The organism is Robertmurraya mangrovi (genome assembly GCF_034427655.1).
Classification (GTDB): domain Bacteria; phylum Bacillota; class Bacilli; order Bacillales; family Cytobacillaceae; genus Robertmurraya_A; species Robertmurraya_A mangrovi.
The window spans coordinates 37,796-55,173 of sequence record NZ_JAXOFX010000011.1 but is presented as its reverse complement, the minus strand read 5'-3'; the positions used below and the strand labels follow the sequence as shown (position 1 = coordinate 55,173).

General features: G+C 36.4%; 15 protein-coding genes and 1 pseudogene. 14 read left to right on the top strand and 2 right to left on the bottom strand.

Annotated features, from left to right (window positions below; genetic code table 11):
- The first annotated feature begins 11 nt into the window (after positions 1-11).
- Complete coding sequence (locus tag SM124_RS15695; RefSeq protein ID WP_322447466.1) at positions 12-701, top strand: class I SAM-dependent methyltransferase; 690 nt, start codon at positions 12-14, stop codon at positions 699-701.
- Between the two features lie 21 nt (positions 702-722).
- The gene (locus SM124_RS15690) at positions 723-1,415 is read left to right on the top strand and encodes an AIM24 family protein (RefSeq protein ID WP_322447465.1); all 693 of its coding nucleotides are present in this window, start codon (positions 723-725) and stop codon (positions 1,413-1,415) included.
- 60 nt (positions 1,416-1,475) lie between these two features.
- On the opposite strand, the gene SM124_RS15685 is transcribed toward SM124_RS15690, so the two are convergent.
- Both SM124_RS15685 and metA read right to left on the bottom strand, forming a co-directional pair.
- Positions 1,476-2,429, bottom strand: a complete 954-nt coding sequence (locus tag SM124_RS15685; RefSeq protein WP_322447464.1) for an alpha/beta fold hydrolase — start codon at positions 2,427-2,429, stop codon at positions 1,476-1,478.
- 144 nt (positions 2,430-2,573) lie between these two features.
- On the bottom strand, positions 2,574-3,482 hold the full coding sequence (gene metA / locus SM124_RS15680) for a homoserine O-acetyltransferase MetA (RefSeq protein ID WP_322447463.1): 909 nt from the start codon (positions 3,480-3,482) through the stop codon (positions 2,574-2,576).
- Positions 3,483-3,766: 284 nt separating this feature from the next.
- Between metA and SM124_RS15675 the strand changes: the two genes are divergently transcribed.
- From SM124_RS15675 to SM124_RS15620, 12 genes and pseudogenes are all read left to right on the top strand, one after another.
- A complete protein-coding gene (locus SM124_RS15675) occupies positions 3,767-5,455 on the top strand; it encodes a formate--tetrahydrofolate ligase (RefSeq protein ID WP_322447462.1) in 1,689 nt (562 codons plus the stop codon).
- 85 nt (positions 5,456-5,540) lie between these two features.
- Positions 5,541-6,083 carry a hypothetical protein gene (locus SM124_RS15670; protein ID WP_322447461.1) on the top strand — a complete coding sequence of 181 codons (543 nt, stop codon included), beginning with the start codon at positions 5,541-5,543 and terminating at the stop codon, positions 6,081-6,083.
- A gap of 52 nt (positions 6,084-6,135) precedes the next feature.
- Positions 6,136-6,612 carry a glutathione peroxidase gene (locus tag SM124_RS15665; RefSeq protein ID WP_322447460.1) on the top strand — a complete coding sequence of 159 codons (477 nt, stop codon included), beginning with the start codon at positions 6,136-6,138 and terminating at the stop codon, positions 6,610-6,612.
- 179 nt (positions 6,613-6,791) lie between these two features.
- Positions 6,792-7,646, top strand: a complete 855-nt coding sequence (locus tag SM124_RS15660) for an amidohydrolase family protein (RefSeq protein ID WP_322447459.1) — start codon at positions 6,792-6,794, stop codon at positions 7,644-7,646.
- Between the two features lie 28 nt (positions 7,647-7,674).
- The gene (fakB, locus tag SM124_RS15655) at positions 7,675-8,526 is read left to right on the top strand and encodes a DegV family protein (protein WP_322447458.1); all 852 of its coding nucleotides are present in this window, start codon (positions 7,675-7,677) and stop codon (positions 8,524-8,526) included.
- A 91-nt stretch (positions 8,527-8,617) separates the two neighbouring features.
- Positions 8,618-9,280, top strand: coding sequence for an HD domain-containing protein (locus SM124_RS15650; RefSeq protein ID WP_322447457.1), 663 nt, complete (start codon positions 8,618-8,620; stop codon positions 9,278-9,280).
- The gene (locus tag SM124_RS15645) at positions 9,261-11,147 is read left to right on the top strand and encodes an ABC-F family ATP-binding cassette domain-containing protein (RefSeq protein WP_322447456.1); all 1,887 of its coding nucleotides are present in this window, start codon (positions 9,261-9,263) and stop codon (positions 11,145-11,147) included. The genes SM124_RS15650 and SM124_RS15645 overlap by 20 nt, the downstream gene beginning before the upstream one ends.
- A gap of 346 nt (positions 11,148-11,493) precedes the next feature.
- On the top strand, positions 11,494-12,621 hold the full coding sequence (locus SM124_RS15640; protein ID WP_322447455.1) for a conserved virulence factor C family protein: 1,128 nt from the start codon (positions 11,494-11,496) through the stop codon (positions 12,619-12,621).
- Between the two features lie 195 nt (positions 12,622-12,816).
- Entirely contained in the window at positions 12,817-14,502 is a 1,686-nt protein-coding gene (ilvD, locus tag SM124_RS15635; protein WP_322447454.1) for a dihydroxy-acid dehydratase, read from the top strand.
- 111 nt (positions 14,503-14,613) lie between these two features.
- A complete protein-coding gene (locus tag SM124_RS15630) occupies positions 14,614-15,048 on the top strand; it encodes a BrxA/BrxB family bacilliredoxin (RefSeq protein ID WP_322447453.1) in 435 nt (144 codons plus the stop codon).
- Between the two features lie 66 nt (positions 15,049-15,114).
- Positions 15,115-15,888 (top strand): class I SAM-dependent methyltransferase, encoded by a 774-nt coding sequence (locus tag SM124_RS15625; RefSeq protein WP_322447452.1) that lies wholly within the window; start codon positions 15,115-15,117, stop codon positions 15,886-15,888.
- 303 nt (positions 15,889-16,191) lie between these two features.
- Positions 16,192-17,355 (top strand): annotated as a pseudogene (locus SM124_RS15620) (LL-diaminopimelate aminotransferase).
- Positions 17,356-17,378 lie beyond the last annotated feature (23 nt).

Sequence of the window (17,378 nt, the reverse complement as noted above, 5' to 3'; positions counted from 1 at the left end):
GGAATAAATGAATGAGTAAATTTAAATGGGCTGAAGAAGCTGAAAAGCTATGGAATGAAAGATCAGGTTTTTGGAATTCAAGGAGTAGAGAAATGTGGGAAACAGGTAGTAGAAAGGACATTGTTCCTTTTTTCCAAAAGTATGTTCAAGAAGGGGCTACTATTTGCGATCTAGGTTGTGGTGACGGTTATGGTTCGCTTAAATTCGCGCAAGCCGGTTTTAGTGTAACCGGTGTAGATGTATCAGATGATATGATTTCTAAAGCAAAAGAGCTTAATAAGGGTACTTCAGCAAACTTTTATAAAGGCGACATTGCCCATTTACCATTTTTAGATCAGCAGTTTGATGCTATTGTTGCAATCAATTCCTTAGAATGGACTGAGAGCCCTTTTGAAGTTCTATCAGAAATGAAAAGAATGGTGAAAGAGAATGGAATTGCTTGCGTGGGAATACTTGGCCCAACGGCTACTCCTAGGGTAAATAGCTATCGTCGTCTCTACGGGGAAAAAGTGGTCTGTAATACAATGATGCCTTGGGAATTTGAGCAGTTGGCTTTAGAAAACGGCTGGAAAAAAGAAGATGAACTTGGTGTATACAAAAGGGAAACAAAGCAACTTCCGAAAGAATCATTATCTAACCAAATGAAACAAGCGCTCACATTTATGACAGTGTTTATATTAAGAAATGAAAATAAAATATAATTTTTTAAAAGGGTGATGAGTATGAGTCGATATTCTATTGAAGAGTTTGTTAATGCTACGAAACAACAGGATAAAGGGGAAGGGCTTTTTGAATTAGAAACTCCTCGTATGTTAGAAATAAATCTAGATGGTCAGATATGGGCAAAAGCTGGTTCTATGGTATCGTACCGAGGAAAAATAAAGTTTGAGCGTGAAGGGATTTTAGAACACGGATTAGGAAAGCTGTTTAAAAAAGCTCTTACAGGAGAAGGTACTTCACTAATGAAGGCAAATGGTTCTGGGAAACTATACTTAGCTGATCAAGGGAAGAAGATTTCCATTCTTAATCTTCAAGGAGAATCCATCTTTGTAAACGGGAATGACTTACTAGCTTTCGAACCGTCCATAAACTGGGATATTAAGTTAATGAGAAGAATAGCTGGAATGATGTCGGGAGGTTTGTTTAACGTTAAGCTTGAGGGAAGAGGAATGATTGCAATTACCTCACATTATGAACCTCTAACCTTACTTGTTACTCCTGATAATCCAGTCTATACCGATCCAAATGCCACAGTGGCATGGTCTGGTACATTAGAACCTGAATTTGTTACGGACGTGTCCTTTAAAACCTTTATTGGACGTGGAAGCGGAGAAAGCATTCAAATGAAATTCTCTGGAAACGGATTCGTTGTGGTTCAACCGTTTGAGGAAGTATATTATACTCAACAAAGTTAAGAACAAATAAACCTATTAAACCTTAAAAGGGTTCAATAGGTTTTTGTTTTATTATAAAATTTATTTAAACAGGAAAGACATAAGCTCTTCATCCGTCTCCGTTAAGGTTAAAACACCAGAATGTCTTGTAAAAGATGTAATCTCTTCTAAATCCTTCAGACCTTTTGCAAATTTCAGTGCATTAAGTGGATCTTTCAGAAGATCCATTATACTTTCTCCGGAGTACTCCATTTCTTTGTAGGTAACATTTTTCTTAGTTTTAGAGTTTGTATATAGTTTTAAGCCGTAAGCACTACTTGTGCTTACAACTTCACTTTGTTTGACTGAGATAGATAACGCTTTAATATGTTTCGGAAACTTACCTTTATACTTTTTATTGTTTGCTAACGATTCTAAGAGTTTGCTAGTCAAATCATGATAAGCAGGGGTTTCTATAGCTTTTTGTAAATCTTCATAAATGTTTGGTTCAATGACTCCGTATGCAACCATTTGAGCTAAACCAGTTTGTATTTGATTGAAAAATTCAGTGTTAGCACCAAGTATAGGAGAATCAACTGTAACTAGCTTTTTAATATCCTGACCTTTTAACTTGTTTGTTAGGATATAATTTATTGCAGTGACTCCACCCATGCTGTGTCCTACTATATTTACATGCTTCACTTTATATGTACTTTTAACTGATTTTATAACAGAAGCCAACCACTTTGTCTGGTCAGCTAAAGATGCTGTATTATTCTCGAATTCTACAATAATAATAGGACTTTTCCCTTTAGATGGCTTGTTGACCTTTTCTACTTTAATTTTACCTTTTGGGCTTACACTATAGACCCTCTCAAAATTTCCTCGTTTATTCTCTTGAAAAACTTCAGCTGTGTGTAAAAAGGTAGACTTAGAACCCATAAATCCATGTAATAACAAAGTCGGGGTTGTTTCTGATTTTGCATCAGTAGTTTGAATGCTAATACTAGCGAAAAGCAAAAGCAAGATCGTGATAGCTGTTAATAATTTTTTCATCCAAACACCTCTTTCTGAAATAGAGTCTAGTAGTATTATACTAACATGTTAATATATTCCTGAATATAAATCTGTATGAAGTGTCCTACGAAAAAATTAATTTAACCCTAATAAAAAAGACCTGGCAACATGCCTAGGTCGAAATTATTCCCATTCATATGGAGTTTCTTGATATACATAATAGTTTAGCCAGTTTGAGAACAGGATGTGGGCATGTGAACGCCAACGGTTTTTTGGCTCCTGACTAGGATCGTCATTAGGAAAATAATATTCTGGTTTATGAATGTTCAGTCCTTTTTGAAGGTCTCGATTATATTCTTCCGCTAGAGTTCCAGCTTCATATTCTAAATGGCCGGTAATCATGATTTGTTTTCCGCCACTAGAGCTAATGATAAATGGTCCAGCCTCTTCGGAATAGGATAAAAGCTTAAGAGATGAACAACGATTTATCTCTTCCATAGACACATCCGTATTTCGGGAGTGTGGAGCTACAAATAAGTCATCAAATCCGCGCAATAGTTTCTCAGACCAATCGACAACTTTATGTGAATATACACCAGAACATTTCCGTGGCAGCTCAAACTTTCCAATTCCGAAATGGTGATAGAGGGCTGCTTGGGCTCCCCAACAAATATGTAATGTAGAGGTTACGTTTGTTACTGTCCAATTCATAATGTCCTTTAGTTCAGCCCAGTAGTCCACTCCTTCAAAAGGCAGTAGCTCAATGGGTGCACCAGTTATAATCATCCCGTCGAATTTTTTATTGTTAATATTTGAGAATGTAGTATAAAACTGCTCTAAGTGATGAGGACTTGTATTTTTAGATTGATGAGTAGCTGTCCGTAAAAAAGTAACATTAACTTGTAAAGGCGTATTTCCAAGTAACCTCAAAAGCTGAGTTTCCGTTTTTTCTTTTTGGGGCATTAAATTTAAGATTAAGATATTAAGAGGTCGAATATCTTGATGATTAGCACGGTCCTCATCCATGACAAATATATTTTCCGACTCTAAAATTTCACGTGCGGGAAGTTTCCTTGGGATCTTTATTGGCAAAGTATCATCCCCTTTTAAATTTTTCAGTAATTTCTATTATATAGACTCAATTTTATTGTAGCAATGCTTTAATAGGTGAAAGATTGGGTTATATAAATAAAGGCCTTGCTTATTTATGGTTTTTGTATGTACAAGCCAGATAAAAAATCATTCAACAAAAAATATTGATACTATAAAGATTTCCAAATGGTACAATAAATAGGTAAGAGCATTTTTTCGTATGACAAGAAATATATGAAAAAACAGCTATTAAATAGTAAATAATTGCATGGGGGTTTAGGGCAATGAATGTAAAATCTAGCGTAAAATCAGATATCGAAATTGCACAGCAAGCGACAATGAAACCTATAGTCGAAATAGCAGACAAACTCGGCCTAACAGATGATGATTTTGAACTTTATGGTAAATATAAAGCAAAGCTTTCATCTAGTGCAATAAAAAAGCTTCAAGAGAACAAAAGTGGGAAAGTTATTTTAGTAACAGCCATTAATCCAACACCTGCTGGGGAAGGGAAGTCTACTGTAACAGTTGGACTAGCTGATGCCTTTCAACAGTTAGGTAAAAAAGTAATGGTAGCTATGCGCGAGCCTTCACTAGGTCCAACTATGGGAATTAAGGGTGGTGCTACAGGCGGAGGTTACTCACAGGTTCTACCAATGGAAGATATCAACCTTCATTTTACAGGGGACCTTCATGCCATTACTACGGCAAATAATGCTTTAGCAGCGTTAATAGACAATCATCTACAGCAGGGAAATGCATTAAACATTGACCAAAGACGAATTGTATGGAAACGTGCGTTAGATTTAAATGATCGTGCATTGAGAAAGGTAATTGTCGGATTAGGAGGCCCTATCCAGGGAGTTCCTCGTGAAGACGGGTTTGATATTACCGTTGCTTCGGAAATCATGGCTGTCCTATGTTTAGCAACGGATTTGCAAAATTTAAAACTTCGATTATCTAGAATGGTCGTTGCCTATAATGTAGATAAACAACCAGTAACAGTGGGAGATTTAGGTGTTGAGGGAGCACTAACCCTTTTACTAAAAGAGGCAGTAAAACCTAATTTGGTACAAACACTAGAACATACACCAGCTTTAATCCACGGTGGACCATTTGCAAATATCGCACATGGCTGTAATAGCGTTATTGCTACAACTGCAGCTAGTAAACTTGCTGATTACGTTATTACGGAAGCTGGGTTTGGAGCGGACTTAGGGGCAGAAAAGTTTTTACATATTAAATCAAGAAGCGCAGGGTTTAAACCGGAGGCAGTAGTGATTGTGGCGACGATTCGCGCCTTAAAAATGCATGGTGGAGTACCGAAAACAGAATTAGTAAACGAAAATGTGGAAGCCTTAAAAGTAGGCTTTGCGAACTTAAAGAAACATGTTGAAACCATTCAAAGTTTTGGGTTACCTTTTGTTGTAGCTATTAATAAATTTATTTCTGATACAGATTTGGAAGTCCAGGCTTTATTTGAACTTTGTGAAAAAGAGAATATACCTGTCGCACTTTCTGAAGTTTGGGAAAAAGGAGGCAAGGGTGGAATTGACCTTGCTGAAAAAGTACTAAAACAAATTGAAAGTAACGAGTTAACTTATGCTCCACTTTACGATGTATCTGATTCAATTGAAGTAAAGATCCGCACAATCGTACAGAAAGTGTACGGCGGAAAAGATGTTGAATTTTCTTCAAAAGCTAGAAAGCAATTAAAAGATTTTGAAGGGTTTGGTTGGGGTAATCTTCCTGTGTGTATGGCGAAGAGTCAGTACTCATTGTCAGATGACCCTTCAAAATTAGGCAGACCAACTGACTTCGTTGTAACCGTTCGAGAGTTAAAACCGTCCATTGGGGCAGGCTTTATCGTTGCACTAACAGGAGATGTAATGACGATGCCAGGTCTACCAAAAGCTCCAGCAGCTTTAAAGATGGATGTCGATGAAAACGGAAATGCGGTTGGCTTGTTCTAGAATTAATAGGGCGTCTCTAGCGGTAAAGTATGAGCTTTACCGCTTTTTTAAGTAGAGAAACTTAAATTTAGATGAAGGGTGAAAAATGATGTTTGATCCAACTGCCTTTGAGAATATGAAAGTAGTGATTGAGGGCGAATTATATGATAGAGACTTAGGTGGAGAGATTACGGTTACGGATAGAAATGATTTAGTCAACCTAGCAAAATTATCTAGATTATTTGAATTAACTTTTTATCTTCAAAACAAAAAAAGTCACCCAGTTAAGTGCACGATTCTCTTGCAAGCTGCTCTAGAAAACTTAGCGGCTGAATTATTACCTATAGCTAGGTCGGAAGAAAAATCTGGTTGTTATGTGGAGGTTAATTTTCATTTAAACCATATAAATATGGAGGGAATACATAACCATATTGAACAAATCATGTTTAATATTTGGGGCAAAGAACGTAACTATAATCAAAAGGTTTCTTTTAATCCCTTACTCAAAGGACAAAACGTGGACACCGTTGTTACTATTGATTTTAATCGTCTGATTTTAGAAGAACAAATAGATGACCTTGTAGAGATGATTCACTATATGGTAGAGACTTTAAATCAACTGCAAAAACTTCTTACAAAAGAAAGTTGAAAATGGATATTCCTAATTTGAGACGTTATAGTTATCGATAGGAGGTGCTTTTATGAGTATATATCCATTTGAAGCAAAAAAAATAGACGGGGAAACAATTTCTCTTGAACAATTTGAAGGAAAAGCACTGTTAATTGTAAACACAGCAAGTAAATGTGGTTTTACGCCACAATTTAAAGAACTTCAAAGCCTTTACGAAGAATATAAAGACAAGGGATTTGAAGTATTAGGGTTCCCGTGTAACCAATTTATGGGTCAGGAGCCTGGAAATGAAGAAGAAATACAATCATTCTGTGAATTAAACTATGGTGTTTCATTCCCGATGTTTGCAAAAGTTGAAGTAAACGGGCAGGATGCACATCCTCTATTTAAATACTTAACAGAAAATGCTCCTGGTGTGCTTGGAATGAAGGCGGTTAAATGGAACTTCACAAAATTCCTTGTAGATAAATCAGGAAATGTTATCGACCGTTATGCACCAAATACAAACCCAAAAGACATTGCTAGTGATATAGAGAAGGTATTATAGAAATGTATGGGCCTCACCAACAATGGTGAGGTTTCATTTTTATACAAAATTTTTTATTTCTGGAAGGACTTTAATCATCTTATGGTGAAAATAAATATTATCATAACAAAAATATTTCTTACCAATGCTAAAGGGTCGAAACTGTGTATTGATAGGAAAATTTAAAAGTAGGAGTGCCTATGAAAATTATTGACGCTCATTTACATTTTTCAAATATTAAATCCTTTCATGAAACAGCAAAAACATTATCGTTTGTTAACTATTCTAGAGAAGGAATTTTAGAAGAATATAAGGATGCAAACGTTGTCTTAGGAATCGCTATGGGTTTAACAGAAACAGCTGGGATGGGTTTTCCTGATTATGATGCTAAAACACCTATGGGGTTAGACTTAGATGGATCATTCCCGGATAATATCGTTCTTTGTGCTGGTATAAACCCGTATAATCTGGACGGAGAAGCCTTAAATAGATTAGAAGTTGAGATTCAAAAGCCACATGTGGTTGGTATAAAAATCTATTTAGGCTATTATCCGTTTTATGCATATGATGAAGTTTATGAACCTGTCTATAAAATGGCTGAAAAATACAAACTTCCAGTGGTCTTTCATACGGGAGATACATATTCTGAAAGAGGTCTATTAAAATACTCTCATCCATTAACAATTGATGAGGTAGCAGTGAAACATCGAAATATTAATTTTATGATGGCTCATTTTGGAGACCCTTGGACGCTTACAGGCGCAGAAATTGTTTATAAGAATTCAAATGTGTATGCAGATTTATCAGGGTTAATTGTTGGAACAGAAGAAGACTTAATAAAGAAAAGTGAAGGAAGATTTTTAGATCATCTCCGTCATGCTTTAGAATTTACCGATTCATATGACAAGCTTTTATTCGGAACCGATTGGCCGCTTATACCAATCCAACCGTATATAACTTTTATTAAAAACTTAATACCCGAAAAGCATCACGAAGATGTATTTTTTAACACGGCAGTAAAACTTTTTCCTAAAATAAAACCATTCCTTGAATAATGTTTAATCTAACAAAGGGGGAATTCTTTTGAAGAAAATAGCATGGGTAACAGATAGTACAGCATTTTTAGATGCTGAAATGGAAGCGTATACAAATTTGTACAGAGTGCCGATGACCATTATGATCGACGATAAGGAATATGTAGAGGATGTAGATATAACAGCAGAAGAGTTGTATAGAAAACTTCCTACATTAAAAGTACCAGCCAAGACATCTCAACCTTCTATCGGTGCATTTAAAGATTTATATGAAAAGTTAGAGCAAGAATACGATTACATCTTTTCTATATTAGTATCAGCCAAGTTGAGCGGTACATGCTCTTCAAGTCAACAAGCCGCACAAATGGTAAACATTCCAGTATATACGATAGATTCAAAAATCTTATCCTATCCTTTATCAAGATTGATCAAAAAAGGAATGGAGTTAAACGAGCAAGGCCTAGAAGTGGAAGAGATTGAACAAAAGCTTAATGAAATAGCCGCTACAAATGAAACGTTGGTATTAATTGGAAGCTTAGAGCAACTTCACCGCAGTGGAAGAATGTCTGGACTACAGTTCTTCCTTGGTAGCATGTTAAATGTAAAACCAATCATTTCGTTTAACGATGGGGCGTTAGAAAGTAAAGAAAAAGCTAGAAGCGAAAGAAAAGCAAAAGATAAGATTGAAAAATACTTAAAAGAATCTTATGAAAAGCAACCATTCTCAGAGGTTTACTTTTTATACGGTTTACATGACAATGACGCGAAAAAATGGCAGGAAGAGCTTCAACCTATTTATCCTAACGTAAAGTTTGGTGTGTATCCAATTGGAGCAACGGTAGGGGTTCATGCCGGAGAAGCCACACTTGGGGTTAGCTGGTTTACGGGAATAGATCGATGAAAAAGTGCTGATTATAGGCACTTTTTTCTTTTCAGCACGAATCCCCCTCTTCATGTTAAAATAATACTCGGTAAGAAAGAAGGTGGGCAGGTTGCAGAAAAAAATGATTGAAGAAGCGAAGAAGTTTGCAAAAGAGACACTTGGAGAAGATGCTACTGGACATGATTGGTATCATATTGAACGTGTCCATAGAAGTGCCTTACACATATGGGAGCAAGAGAAAGTAGGAGACCGTTTCATTATCGAGATGGCGGCACTATTACACGACATCCCCGATGAAAAATTAAATGAATCAAAAGAGGCTGGAGAAAAGAAACTACATTCTTTTTTAGATTCAATAAACCTAGATACTCAGACAAAAAAACATATACTAGACATTATTTTTTCAATCTCATTTAAAGGTGGGAATGGGTCTGCCTTACCATCAATTGAAGCAGCAATTGTACAGGATGCTGACAGATTAGATGCGATTGGCGCAATCGGAATAGCTAGGGCATTTGCCTTTGGAGGAAAAAAAGGTCAATCTATTTATGACCCAGAGCTAACGGTTCGTGAGCAGATGACGGTTGAGGAATATCGTAAAGGAAAATCATCATCTGTTCATCATTTTTATGAGAAACTTTTAAAACTAAAGAATAGACTTAACACAGAAACGGCAAAAAAAATGGCAGAGAAACGTCATGCTTTCATGGAGCAATTTTTAACAGAATTTCACAATGACTGGAATGGTAAAAATGAAATTGATTTCAATTGAAAATGTAACAAAGACGTATGGAGAGAAACAACTTTTTAATGATATCTCTTTTACAATTGCGGAGAAAGAAAGAGTAGGGCTCATCGGAGTAAATGGAACGGGAAAATCCTCCTTATTAAAAATTGTTGCAGGAATTGATTTACCTGATTCCGGTGAATTAAAAAAACCAAAGGATTATAAAGTAGCTTACTCTGCTCAATCTCCTGACTTAAATGGAGATTTAACCGTTTTAGAGCAAGTGTTTGAGGGAGATGCCCCTGTCCTAGAGGTTTTAAGAGACTATGAATTTACCTTACTACAATTAAACGAAAATCCAAATGATTCAAAGGTACAAGAGAACCTTTTTGAATTACAGAAAAAAATGGATGCTCTAGATGGATGGGATGCAAGTACAAATGCAAAAACAGTCTTAATGAAGCTTGGTATTGAAGACTTTAGTAAAAAAGTCGGCGAGCTCTCAGGTGGACAAAGGAAACGTGTTGCACTTGCACAAGTGCTAATTCAATCTCCTGATTTACTCATTTTAGATGAGCCGACGAACCACCTTGATTATGAGTCGGTAAAGTGGTTAGAAGATTATTTAAGTCGGTTTAATGGGGCCCTTTTACTTGTAACCCATGACCGTTACTTCTTGGATCGAGTAACTAATCGAATGTTTGAACTAGATGGCGGAAATCTTTATGCGTATAAAGGGAATTACGGAGCATTCCTAGAGGCAAAGGCGATTCGTGAAGAGAATGAAGCAGCGACGCTTGAAAAGAAGAGAAATTTATACCGTAGAGAATTAGAGTGGATTAGACGTGGCGCGAAGGCGAGAACCACGAAACAGAAGGCACGAATTCAAAGATTTGATCAATTGGATGACCAAGTGAGTTCAGTAAAATCAACTGAAAAGCTTGACATGGCATTGAGTGGAAGTCGTCTCGGAAAGCAAGTGTTTGAAGTTAAAGACGGAAGTAAACAGTACGGCAATCATGTTATACTGGATGATTTTAATTTACTTGTTAAGCCAGGTGACCGTTTGGGGATTGTTGGTAAAAATGGAACAGGTAAATCTACATTACTTAATATACTGGCTGGAAAAATCCCGCTTGATAGCGGAGAAATTGTAATTGGTCAAACGGTTAAGGTTGCTTATTATACACAAGAAAACGAAGATATGGATGAAAATAAGCGAATGATTGAGTATTTGAAGGAAACGGCCCAGGTCGTTCATACTTCAGATGGAAAGACCATTTCAGCGGCTCAAATGCTTGAACGATTCCTTTTCCCTACATTTACACATGGTACCCCTATCCGCAAATTATCTGGTGGGGAAAAACGCCGACTATATTTGTTGAAAATCTTACTAACGGAACCGAATGTCCTTTTACTAGATGAGCCAACAAATGATTTGGATACGCAAACACTAACAGTACTTGAGGATTATTTAGAAGAATTCCCTGGTGTAGTAATAACTGTTTCCCATGATCGCTACTTCTTAGATAAAGTGGCAGAACAACTCCTTGTTTTAAAAGGGGAAGGGAAAATAGACTCTTTCTACGGAAACTACACGGAGTTTTTAGAAAAGCAAACCGAAAAGCCTGTAACTACAAAGGTTGTTGAAGAACCTGTAGTGAAAAAAGAGATAGAAAAACCGAAAAAGGTCCGAATGTCATACAAGGAAAAGATGGAATGGGAACAAATAGATGATAACATTGCTAGTGTAGAAGCAAGGTTAGAAGAAATTTCAGTAGAAATGACAAAGACCGGAAGTGACTTTGAAAAAGCACATGCTTTAATGAAAGAAGAAACTGAACTGAATGAGCGACTAGAATATTTAATTGAACGATGGAGTTATTTATCGGAAATTGCAGATAATGGATAAGAGAGGAGCTTGGCTAACACGGTCAAGCTTTTTTATTGTTAGGAAAAATATTGAAGCAAGTACGGTTAAGATTGGGGTTCGCGGATATATGGAAATAAGCGCGGATATAAATTGATAATCGCGGATATATGAAAATAAGCACGGATAAAATTCGAAAATCGCGGATAAATGGAAATAAGCGCGGATATAAATTGAAAATCGCGGATATATCAAAATAATCACGGATAAAATCAAAACTTTCAATGATTCCAATCAATTTCCAGTCAATTAAGCACATCTTATGATTCATGATCACAATTATGTTAATATAAATGAACAAATTGTTAAATAAAAAGGGTGAACGAGCATGAAAATCTTATCTATTGAACCGACACCAAGTCCAAATACAATGAAAATTAATTTGAATGAAGAATTGGCAATGGGAAAAAGCAATAATTATAAAAAAGACACGAGTGAAGGGGCTCCGAAAGTTATTCAAGATATTTTACTAATTGAAGGAATCAAAGGGGTTTATCATGTCGCTGACTTTCTAGCCGTCGAGAGAAATGCCAAGTACGATTGGAAAGATTTATTGCCACAGGTACGAAAAGCTTTTGGTGAAGAAGCAAACACTGAAGAGTCACAAGAGAATAAAATAAATGAACATTTTGGGGAAGTCAAAGTGCTTGTACAAATGTACAAGGGAATTCCGATGCAAGTAAAATTAACGGATGGCACGGAAGAAAAACGATTCGGTTTACCTGAACTTTTTACTCAAGCGGTATCAAAGGCCCAGCAGCCTGATGACAATGTAGTAATGGTTAGAAAATGGAAAGAGTTTGGGGTGCGTTACGGTGACTTTAATCAAGTAGGTAATGATGTGGTAGAAGAATTAATTGCTGCATACCCGGATGAAAGACTAACTGACTTAGTAAACCAAGCAAATAACAGTGAACAAACAGAGCAAAAACAAGCTAAAAAGAAAATCAAAGTACAACCAGAAGATTTGAATGATCCTGATTGGAGAAAGCGTTATCAACTTCTTGAGCAAATGGACGATCCAACAATTGATGACCTTCCATTATTAGAAAAGGCGTTACAAGATGAAAAAGCATCCATCCGAAGATTAGCAACGGTTTATTTAGGAATGATTGAATATGTGAACGTTTTACCAGCTCTATATCAGGCTTTAAAAGATAAAACGGTTACTGTTAGACGAACAGCTGGAGATTGTCTTTCTGATTTAGGCTTTACAGAGGCTATGGACGAAATGATATTAGCTCTAAAAGACGATAGTAAATTAGTCCGTTGGAGAGCAGCTATGTATCTGTACGAAGTTGGAGATGAACGAGCACTCCCAGCTTTAAAAACAGCTGAGGATGACCCGGAATTTGAAGTAAGCATGCAAATTAAACTAGCTATCGAGAGAATTGAACATGGAGAAGAAGCAAAAGGCTCCGTGTGGAAACAAATGACAGAAGCTAGAAATAAATAAATAAATATTAACTAGAGATGCACTTGATTGAGTGCATCTCTTTTTTGTGGAATTTTATGAAAGCGCTTCCGCTTTCAAGTTTTAAAGTGAAAAAGAAATTATTCTGAAAATTAATAGTAAAAATTTTGTGAAAATTATTGCAATATCTTTTTAATCAGTCTATATTGAAAAGAAACAATTTAGGGGGAGATTTTTTTGACCAAGGATTTGCGTATTCGAAGTCATGTCATTAGTGAAGATGTACTAAGAGCACCTAATAGGGCGATGCTACGTGCAGTTGGCTTTAAGGATGAGGATTTTAAGAAGCCGATGATTGGGATTGCAAGTACTTGGAGTGAAGTAACCCCATGTAATATACATATTAATGAATTGGCCGTTAAGGCGAAGGAAGGTGCAAGGGAAGCTGGTGGTGCCCCTCTAATTTTTAATACCATTACTGTCTCAGACGGAATATCTATGGGGACGGAAGGGATGAGATATTCTCTTCCAAGTCGTGATTTAATTGCCGATTCAATCGAAACGGTAGTTGGTGGCGAAAGTTTAGATGGCTTTGTAGCAATTGGCGGGTGTGATAAAAACATGCCTGGTTGTCTAATGGCTATTGCTCGAATGAATCTTCCAGCCGTCTTTGTTTACGGTGGAACCATTAAACCAGGTAAATTAAAAGGAAAAGACATTGATATCGTATCTGCTTTTGAGGGTGTTGGGCAATACAATAATGGTACGATTAATAAAGAAGAGCTTCATCATATTGAATGCAACGCTTGTCCAGGGTCTGGTTCATGCGGAGGAATGTATACTGCAAACACCATGGCCAGTGCAATTGAAGCAATGGGAATGAGTTTACCTGGAAGTGCTTCGAACCCAGCTGAAACGGATGAAAAACGAAACGACTGTTTAGATGCTGGAAAGGCCGTTTATCGATTACTAGAACAAGATATCCGTCCAAGAGATATTTTAACGAAAAAGGCCTTTGAAAATGCGATTACAGTAGTGATGGCTCTAGGTGGTTCAACAAATGCTATATTACACTTAATGGCGATTGCTCATGCGGCTGAAGTAGATTTATCTTTAGAAGATTTCAACCGACTTCAAAAACAAGTTCCACATCTTGCTGATTTAAAACCAAGTGGAAAATACGTAATGCAAGATTTACATGAGGCTGGTGGAGTTTCTGCTGTTATGAAAATGCTTCTAGCAGAAGGGTTGCTGCATGGTGATTGTCTAACCGTTACAGGTAAAACATTAGCTGAAAATCTAGCTGAAAGTCCAGATTTGAAGGAAGGACAGAAGGTAATTTATCCTCTAAATCAGCCATTAAAAGAGCAAGGTCCATTAGTTGTTTTAAAAGGAAACTTAGCACCAAATGGAGCGGTTGCAAAAGTATCTGGTCTTAAAGTAAAAAGAATGACTGGTCCGGTAAAAGTTTTTGATGATGAGGCATCAGCTACTCTAGCCGTTACGAATGGAGAAATAAAAGAAGGCGATGTGTTAGTAATAAGATATGAGGGACCAAAAGGTGGTCCTGGTATGCCAGAGATGTTATCTATTTCAGCCATTTTAGTAGGAAAAGGATTAGGTGAAAGTGTTGCTCTACTAACGGATGGTCGTTTTTCTGGCGGTACACATGGTCTTGTCGTTGGACATATCGCTCCAGAAGCTCAAGTGGGTGGCCCTATTGCCTTAATAAGAAATGGCGATTTGGTAACGATTGATAGTGAAGAGCAAGTATTATCGGTAGATTTATCAGAACAAGAATTAAAAGCCCGTAAACTAGAATGGACAGCACCACCTATGTTAGCAAGAGGAACATTAGCGAAGTACACACGCCTTGTTTCATGTTCATCTAAAGGGGCTGTAACGGATTACTTTGAAGATTAAAGAAAGTAAATATTAAATAAATAGACACAATATGTTAACTCATAAATTGCATATTTCCCGATAATTATAGTATGCTAACAGTGCAAACATAGTTATGGGAGGGGTATACACATGTCAATGGCATATGAAGAATATATGAAACAAATGGTTAAACCGATGCGTGAGGAATTAGCTCGAGCAGGGTTTAAAGAATTAACAACATCTGAGGATGTAGAGCAATATATGGAGAATACACAAGACACGACTCTTGTTGTTATCAATTCAGTATGTGGTTGTGCAGCTGGTCTAGCTCGTCCTGCAGCAACTCAAGCTGTGTTAAATTCCGATAAAAAGCCAACTGAGCTTGTAACCGTTTTTGCAGGTCAAGATAAAGAAGCAACAGCAAAAATGCGTGAGTACTTTGGTGACATTCCACCGTCTTCACCTTCAATGGCACTTTTAAAAGGTAAAGAGGTTGTGCACTTTATTCACCGTCATGATATTGAAGGGAACTCTATGGAAGCAATTATGGAGAACCTTAATTCTGCTTTCGAAGAGAATTGTTAAAGAACTGGATGTCTTAATGACGTCCTTTTCTTTTTGTATATGGATAGAATAAGAACAGGTGATTAGATGATAATTACAACAGCTGGTAGAACAAATGATGAAATGATTCAAAAGGCAGAAAATATAGCCATCGAACTAAACTCGAGCTACAAACCAAGAAAAAAGTTATCCGTTCAGAATTTCCAAACGATATATAACGATGATTTCATTGTTGTAGGAAAAGAAAGATTAGAACTGTTTCCGAACCATGAAATAGAGCCGTTCTTCTTTCATCCTAATTCGGCGATGTTTCGAATTAAAAGGCTTCAGAAAAACGAACATGATCCTTTTTTAGAGGCAGCAAAGCTTGAAAAAGGAATGAGTCTTCTGGATTGTACACTTGGTTTAGCCTCAGATAGTATTGTTGCTAGTTTTGCCGTTGGTAATAAAGGGAAAGTTCTTGGAACTGAAGGGAATAAATTTTTGGCTTACATAGTAAAAACAGGTCTAAGTCAGTGGGATTCAGGCGTAAATGAAATCAATGAGGCAATGAGTAGAATTGAAGTTTTGAGCCAAACGTCATTAAAGGTTCTTAAAGATCTTAAAGATGAAAGTTTTGATTGTGTGTATTTTGATCCCATGTTTGAAGAAAGTATATTAGAATCGGACGGAATAAGAGCTTTAACTAAGTTTGCTCTATATGAGAGTCTGACTAAAGAAACAATAAAAGAGGCTTTAAGAGTAGCAAAATATCGAGTAGTGTTAAAAGACCATTTTCGGAGTCCTAGGTTTGAGGAGCATGGTTTTCAAGCAATAAAGAGAAAGTCAGCTAAATTTCATTTTGGCACAATTGAAAAATAAAAAATAGGAGAGAAAGTTGTCTCTCCTAATCCTCTTAATCAGCAACTGCTAAATAAACAAAATATCCCATCATTAAAAAGCTTGCAATTACAATTACTAGTGACCAATCCATCTTATCCACACCTTCCTAAACCATTCATTTTTTATTATCATTCCCAAAATATTCACATAATAATCACAAATAAAAAGTATTTCTATATTTCTACTATAAAAATTATAAAATTATGAAACGGATTTTTCTTTTTTTCGTAAAAGAGAGTATAATATTTTATAAGACTGGAAGGTTTTTGGAGGAATTCTAAAATGTTATTCAGCAAGTCAAAAAGAATGGAAGCATTTCAAGAGAGTATATTCTCTGAACTTGCGCAAATTAAAAATTCAAAAGTTTCTGAAGGTGCTGATATTATAGATTTGAGTATAGGAAGTCCTGATCTTCCACCACCGCCTTTTGTGATGGATACACTTTCAAATATGTCACAAAATCCTAACTCATATGGATACTCATTAAAAGGGACAGAAGAATTTCATGAGTCTGTTCGACAATTTTACAAGGATAAATACGAGGTTCATTTACATAGTAAGGATGAAATTATGTTGTTAATGGGATCTCAAGATGGACTTGTTCATCTTCCTATGGCGTTATGTAATCCAGGTGATTATATTCTAGTCCCAGATCCAGGTTACACAGCGTATGCAGCAGGCGTAGCAATGGCAGGAGCAAATATGTACCCCTTGCCATTAAAGAAAGAGAATCATTTCTTGCCAGAGTTGGAATTGATACCTGAAGAAATATGTCAGAAAGCAAGATTATTAATATTAAACTTCCCTGGTAATCCAGTACCCGCTATGGCATCAAGGGAGTTTTTCCAAGAAGTGATTTCATTTGCAAAAAAACACAACATTATCGTTCTACATGATTTTGCCTACTCAGAGCTTTATTATGAAGAAAGACCAATCAGTTTCCTATCAGTAGAGGGGGCTTTTGAGGTTGGTATTGAAATGAATTCCTTATCGAAAAGCTTTAACATGGCTGGGTTAAGGGTCGCTTATGCTTGTGGGAATAAAGAGGTAATTAAAATCCTTAGTGATTTCAAATCTAATCTTGATTATGGTGTTTCATTCCATATACAAGCAGCTGCTTCTCGAGCTTTACAAGATCACTCAACATTTTTAGATCAGCTGCGTTAAACCTATATGATTAGAAGAGATTTATTAGTTTCTGGGTTTAAAGATTTAGGCTGGGAAGTTAGTACACCAAAGGCTTCTATGTTTATATGGGCTGAAGTTCCAAACGGTTATACATCAAAGGAATTTGCCCTCGATCTCATTCATCGTGCAAACGTTGTTGTCACACCTGGAAATGCATTCGGTTCCTGGGGTGAAGGCTATGTGAGAATTGCCTTAGTACAACCTGAAGAGAAACTTAAAATCGCGTTACAGAATATGAGAAATAGTAATATTTTTTAGTTCCAATAAGAAAGGATAGAAAC

Bases quoted from the DNA above. Each gene is read 5' to 3' on its own strand.
- SM124_RS15670 (WP_322447461.1), top strand. From the start codon at position 5,541: ATGATGTTTGATCCAACTGCCTTTGAGAATATGAAAGTAGTGATTGAG.
- SM124_RS15675 (WP_322447462.1), top strand. From the start codon at position 3,767: ATGAATGTAAAATCTAGCGTAAAATCAGATATCGAAATTGCACAGCAA.
- SM124_RS15625 (WP_322447452.1), top strand. From the start codon at position 15,115: ATGATAATTACAACAGCTGGTAGAACAAATGATGAAATGATTCAAAAG.
- SM124_RS15660 (WP_322447459.1), top strand. From the start codon at position 6,792: ATGAAAATTATTGACGCTCATTTACATTTTTCAAATATTAAATCCTTT.
- SM124_RS15645 (WP_322447456.1), top strand. From the start codon at position 9,261: ATGAAATTGATTTCAATTGAAAATGTAACAAAGACGTATGGAGAGAAA.
- SM124_RS15640 (WP_322447455.1), top strand. From the start codon at position 11,494: ATGAAAATCTTATCTATTGAACCGACACCAAGTCCAAATACAATGAAA.
- SM124_RS15695 (WP_322447466.1), top strand. From the start codon at position 12: ATGAGTAAATTTAAATGGGCTGAAGAAGCTGAAAAGCTATGGAATGAA.
- SM124_RS15690 (WP_322447465.1), top strand. From the start codon at position 723: ATGAGTCGATATTCTATTGAAGAGTTTGTTAATGCTACGAAACAACAG.
- SM124_RS15685 (WP_322447464.1), bottom strand. From the start codon at position 2,429: ATGAAAAAATTATTAACAGCTATCACGATCTTGCTTTTGCTTTTCGCT.
- SM124_RS15665 (WP_322447460.1), top strand. From the start codon at position 6,136: ATGAGTATATATCCATTTGAAGCAAAAAAAATAGACGGGGAAACAATT.
- SM124_RS15630 (WP_322447453.1), top strand. From the start codon at position 14,614: ATGTCAATGGCATATGAAGAATATATGAAACAAATGGTTAAACCGATG.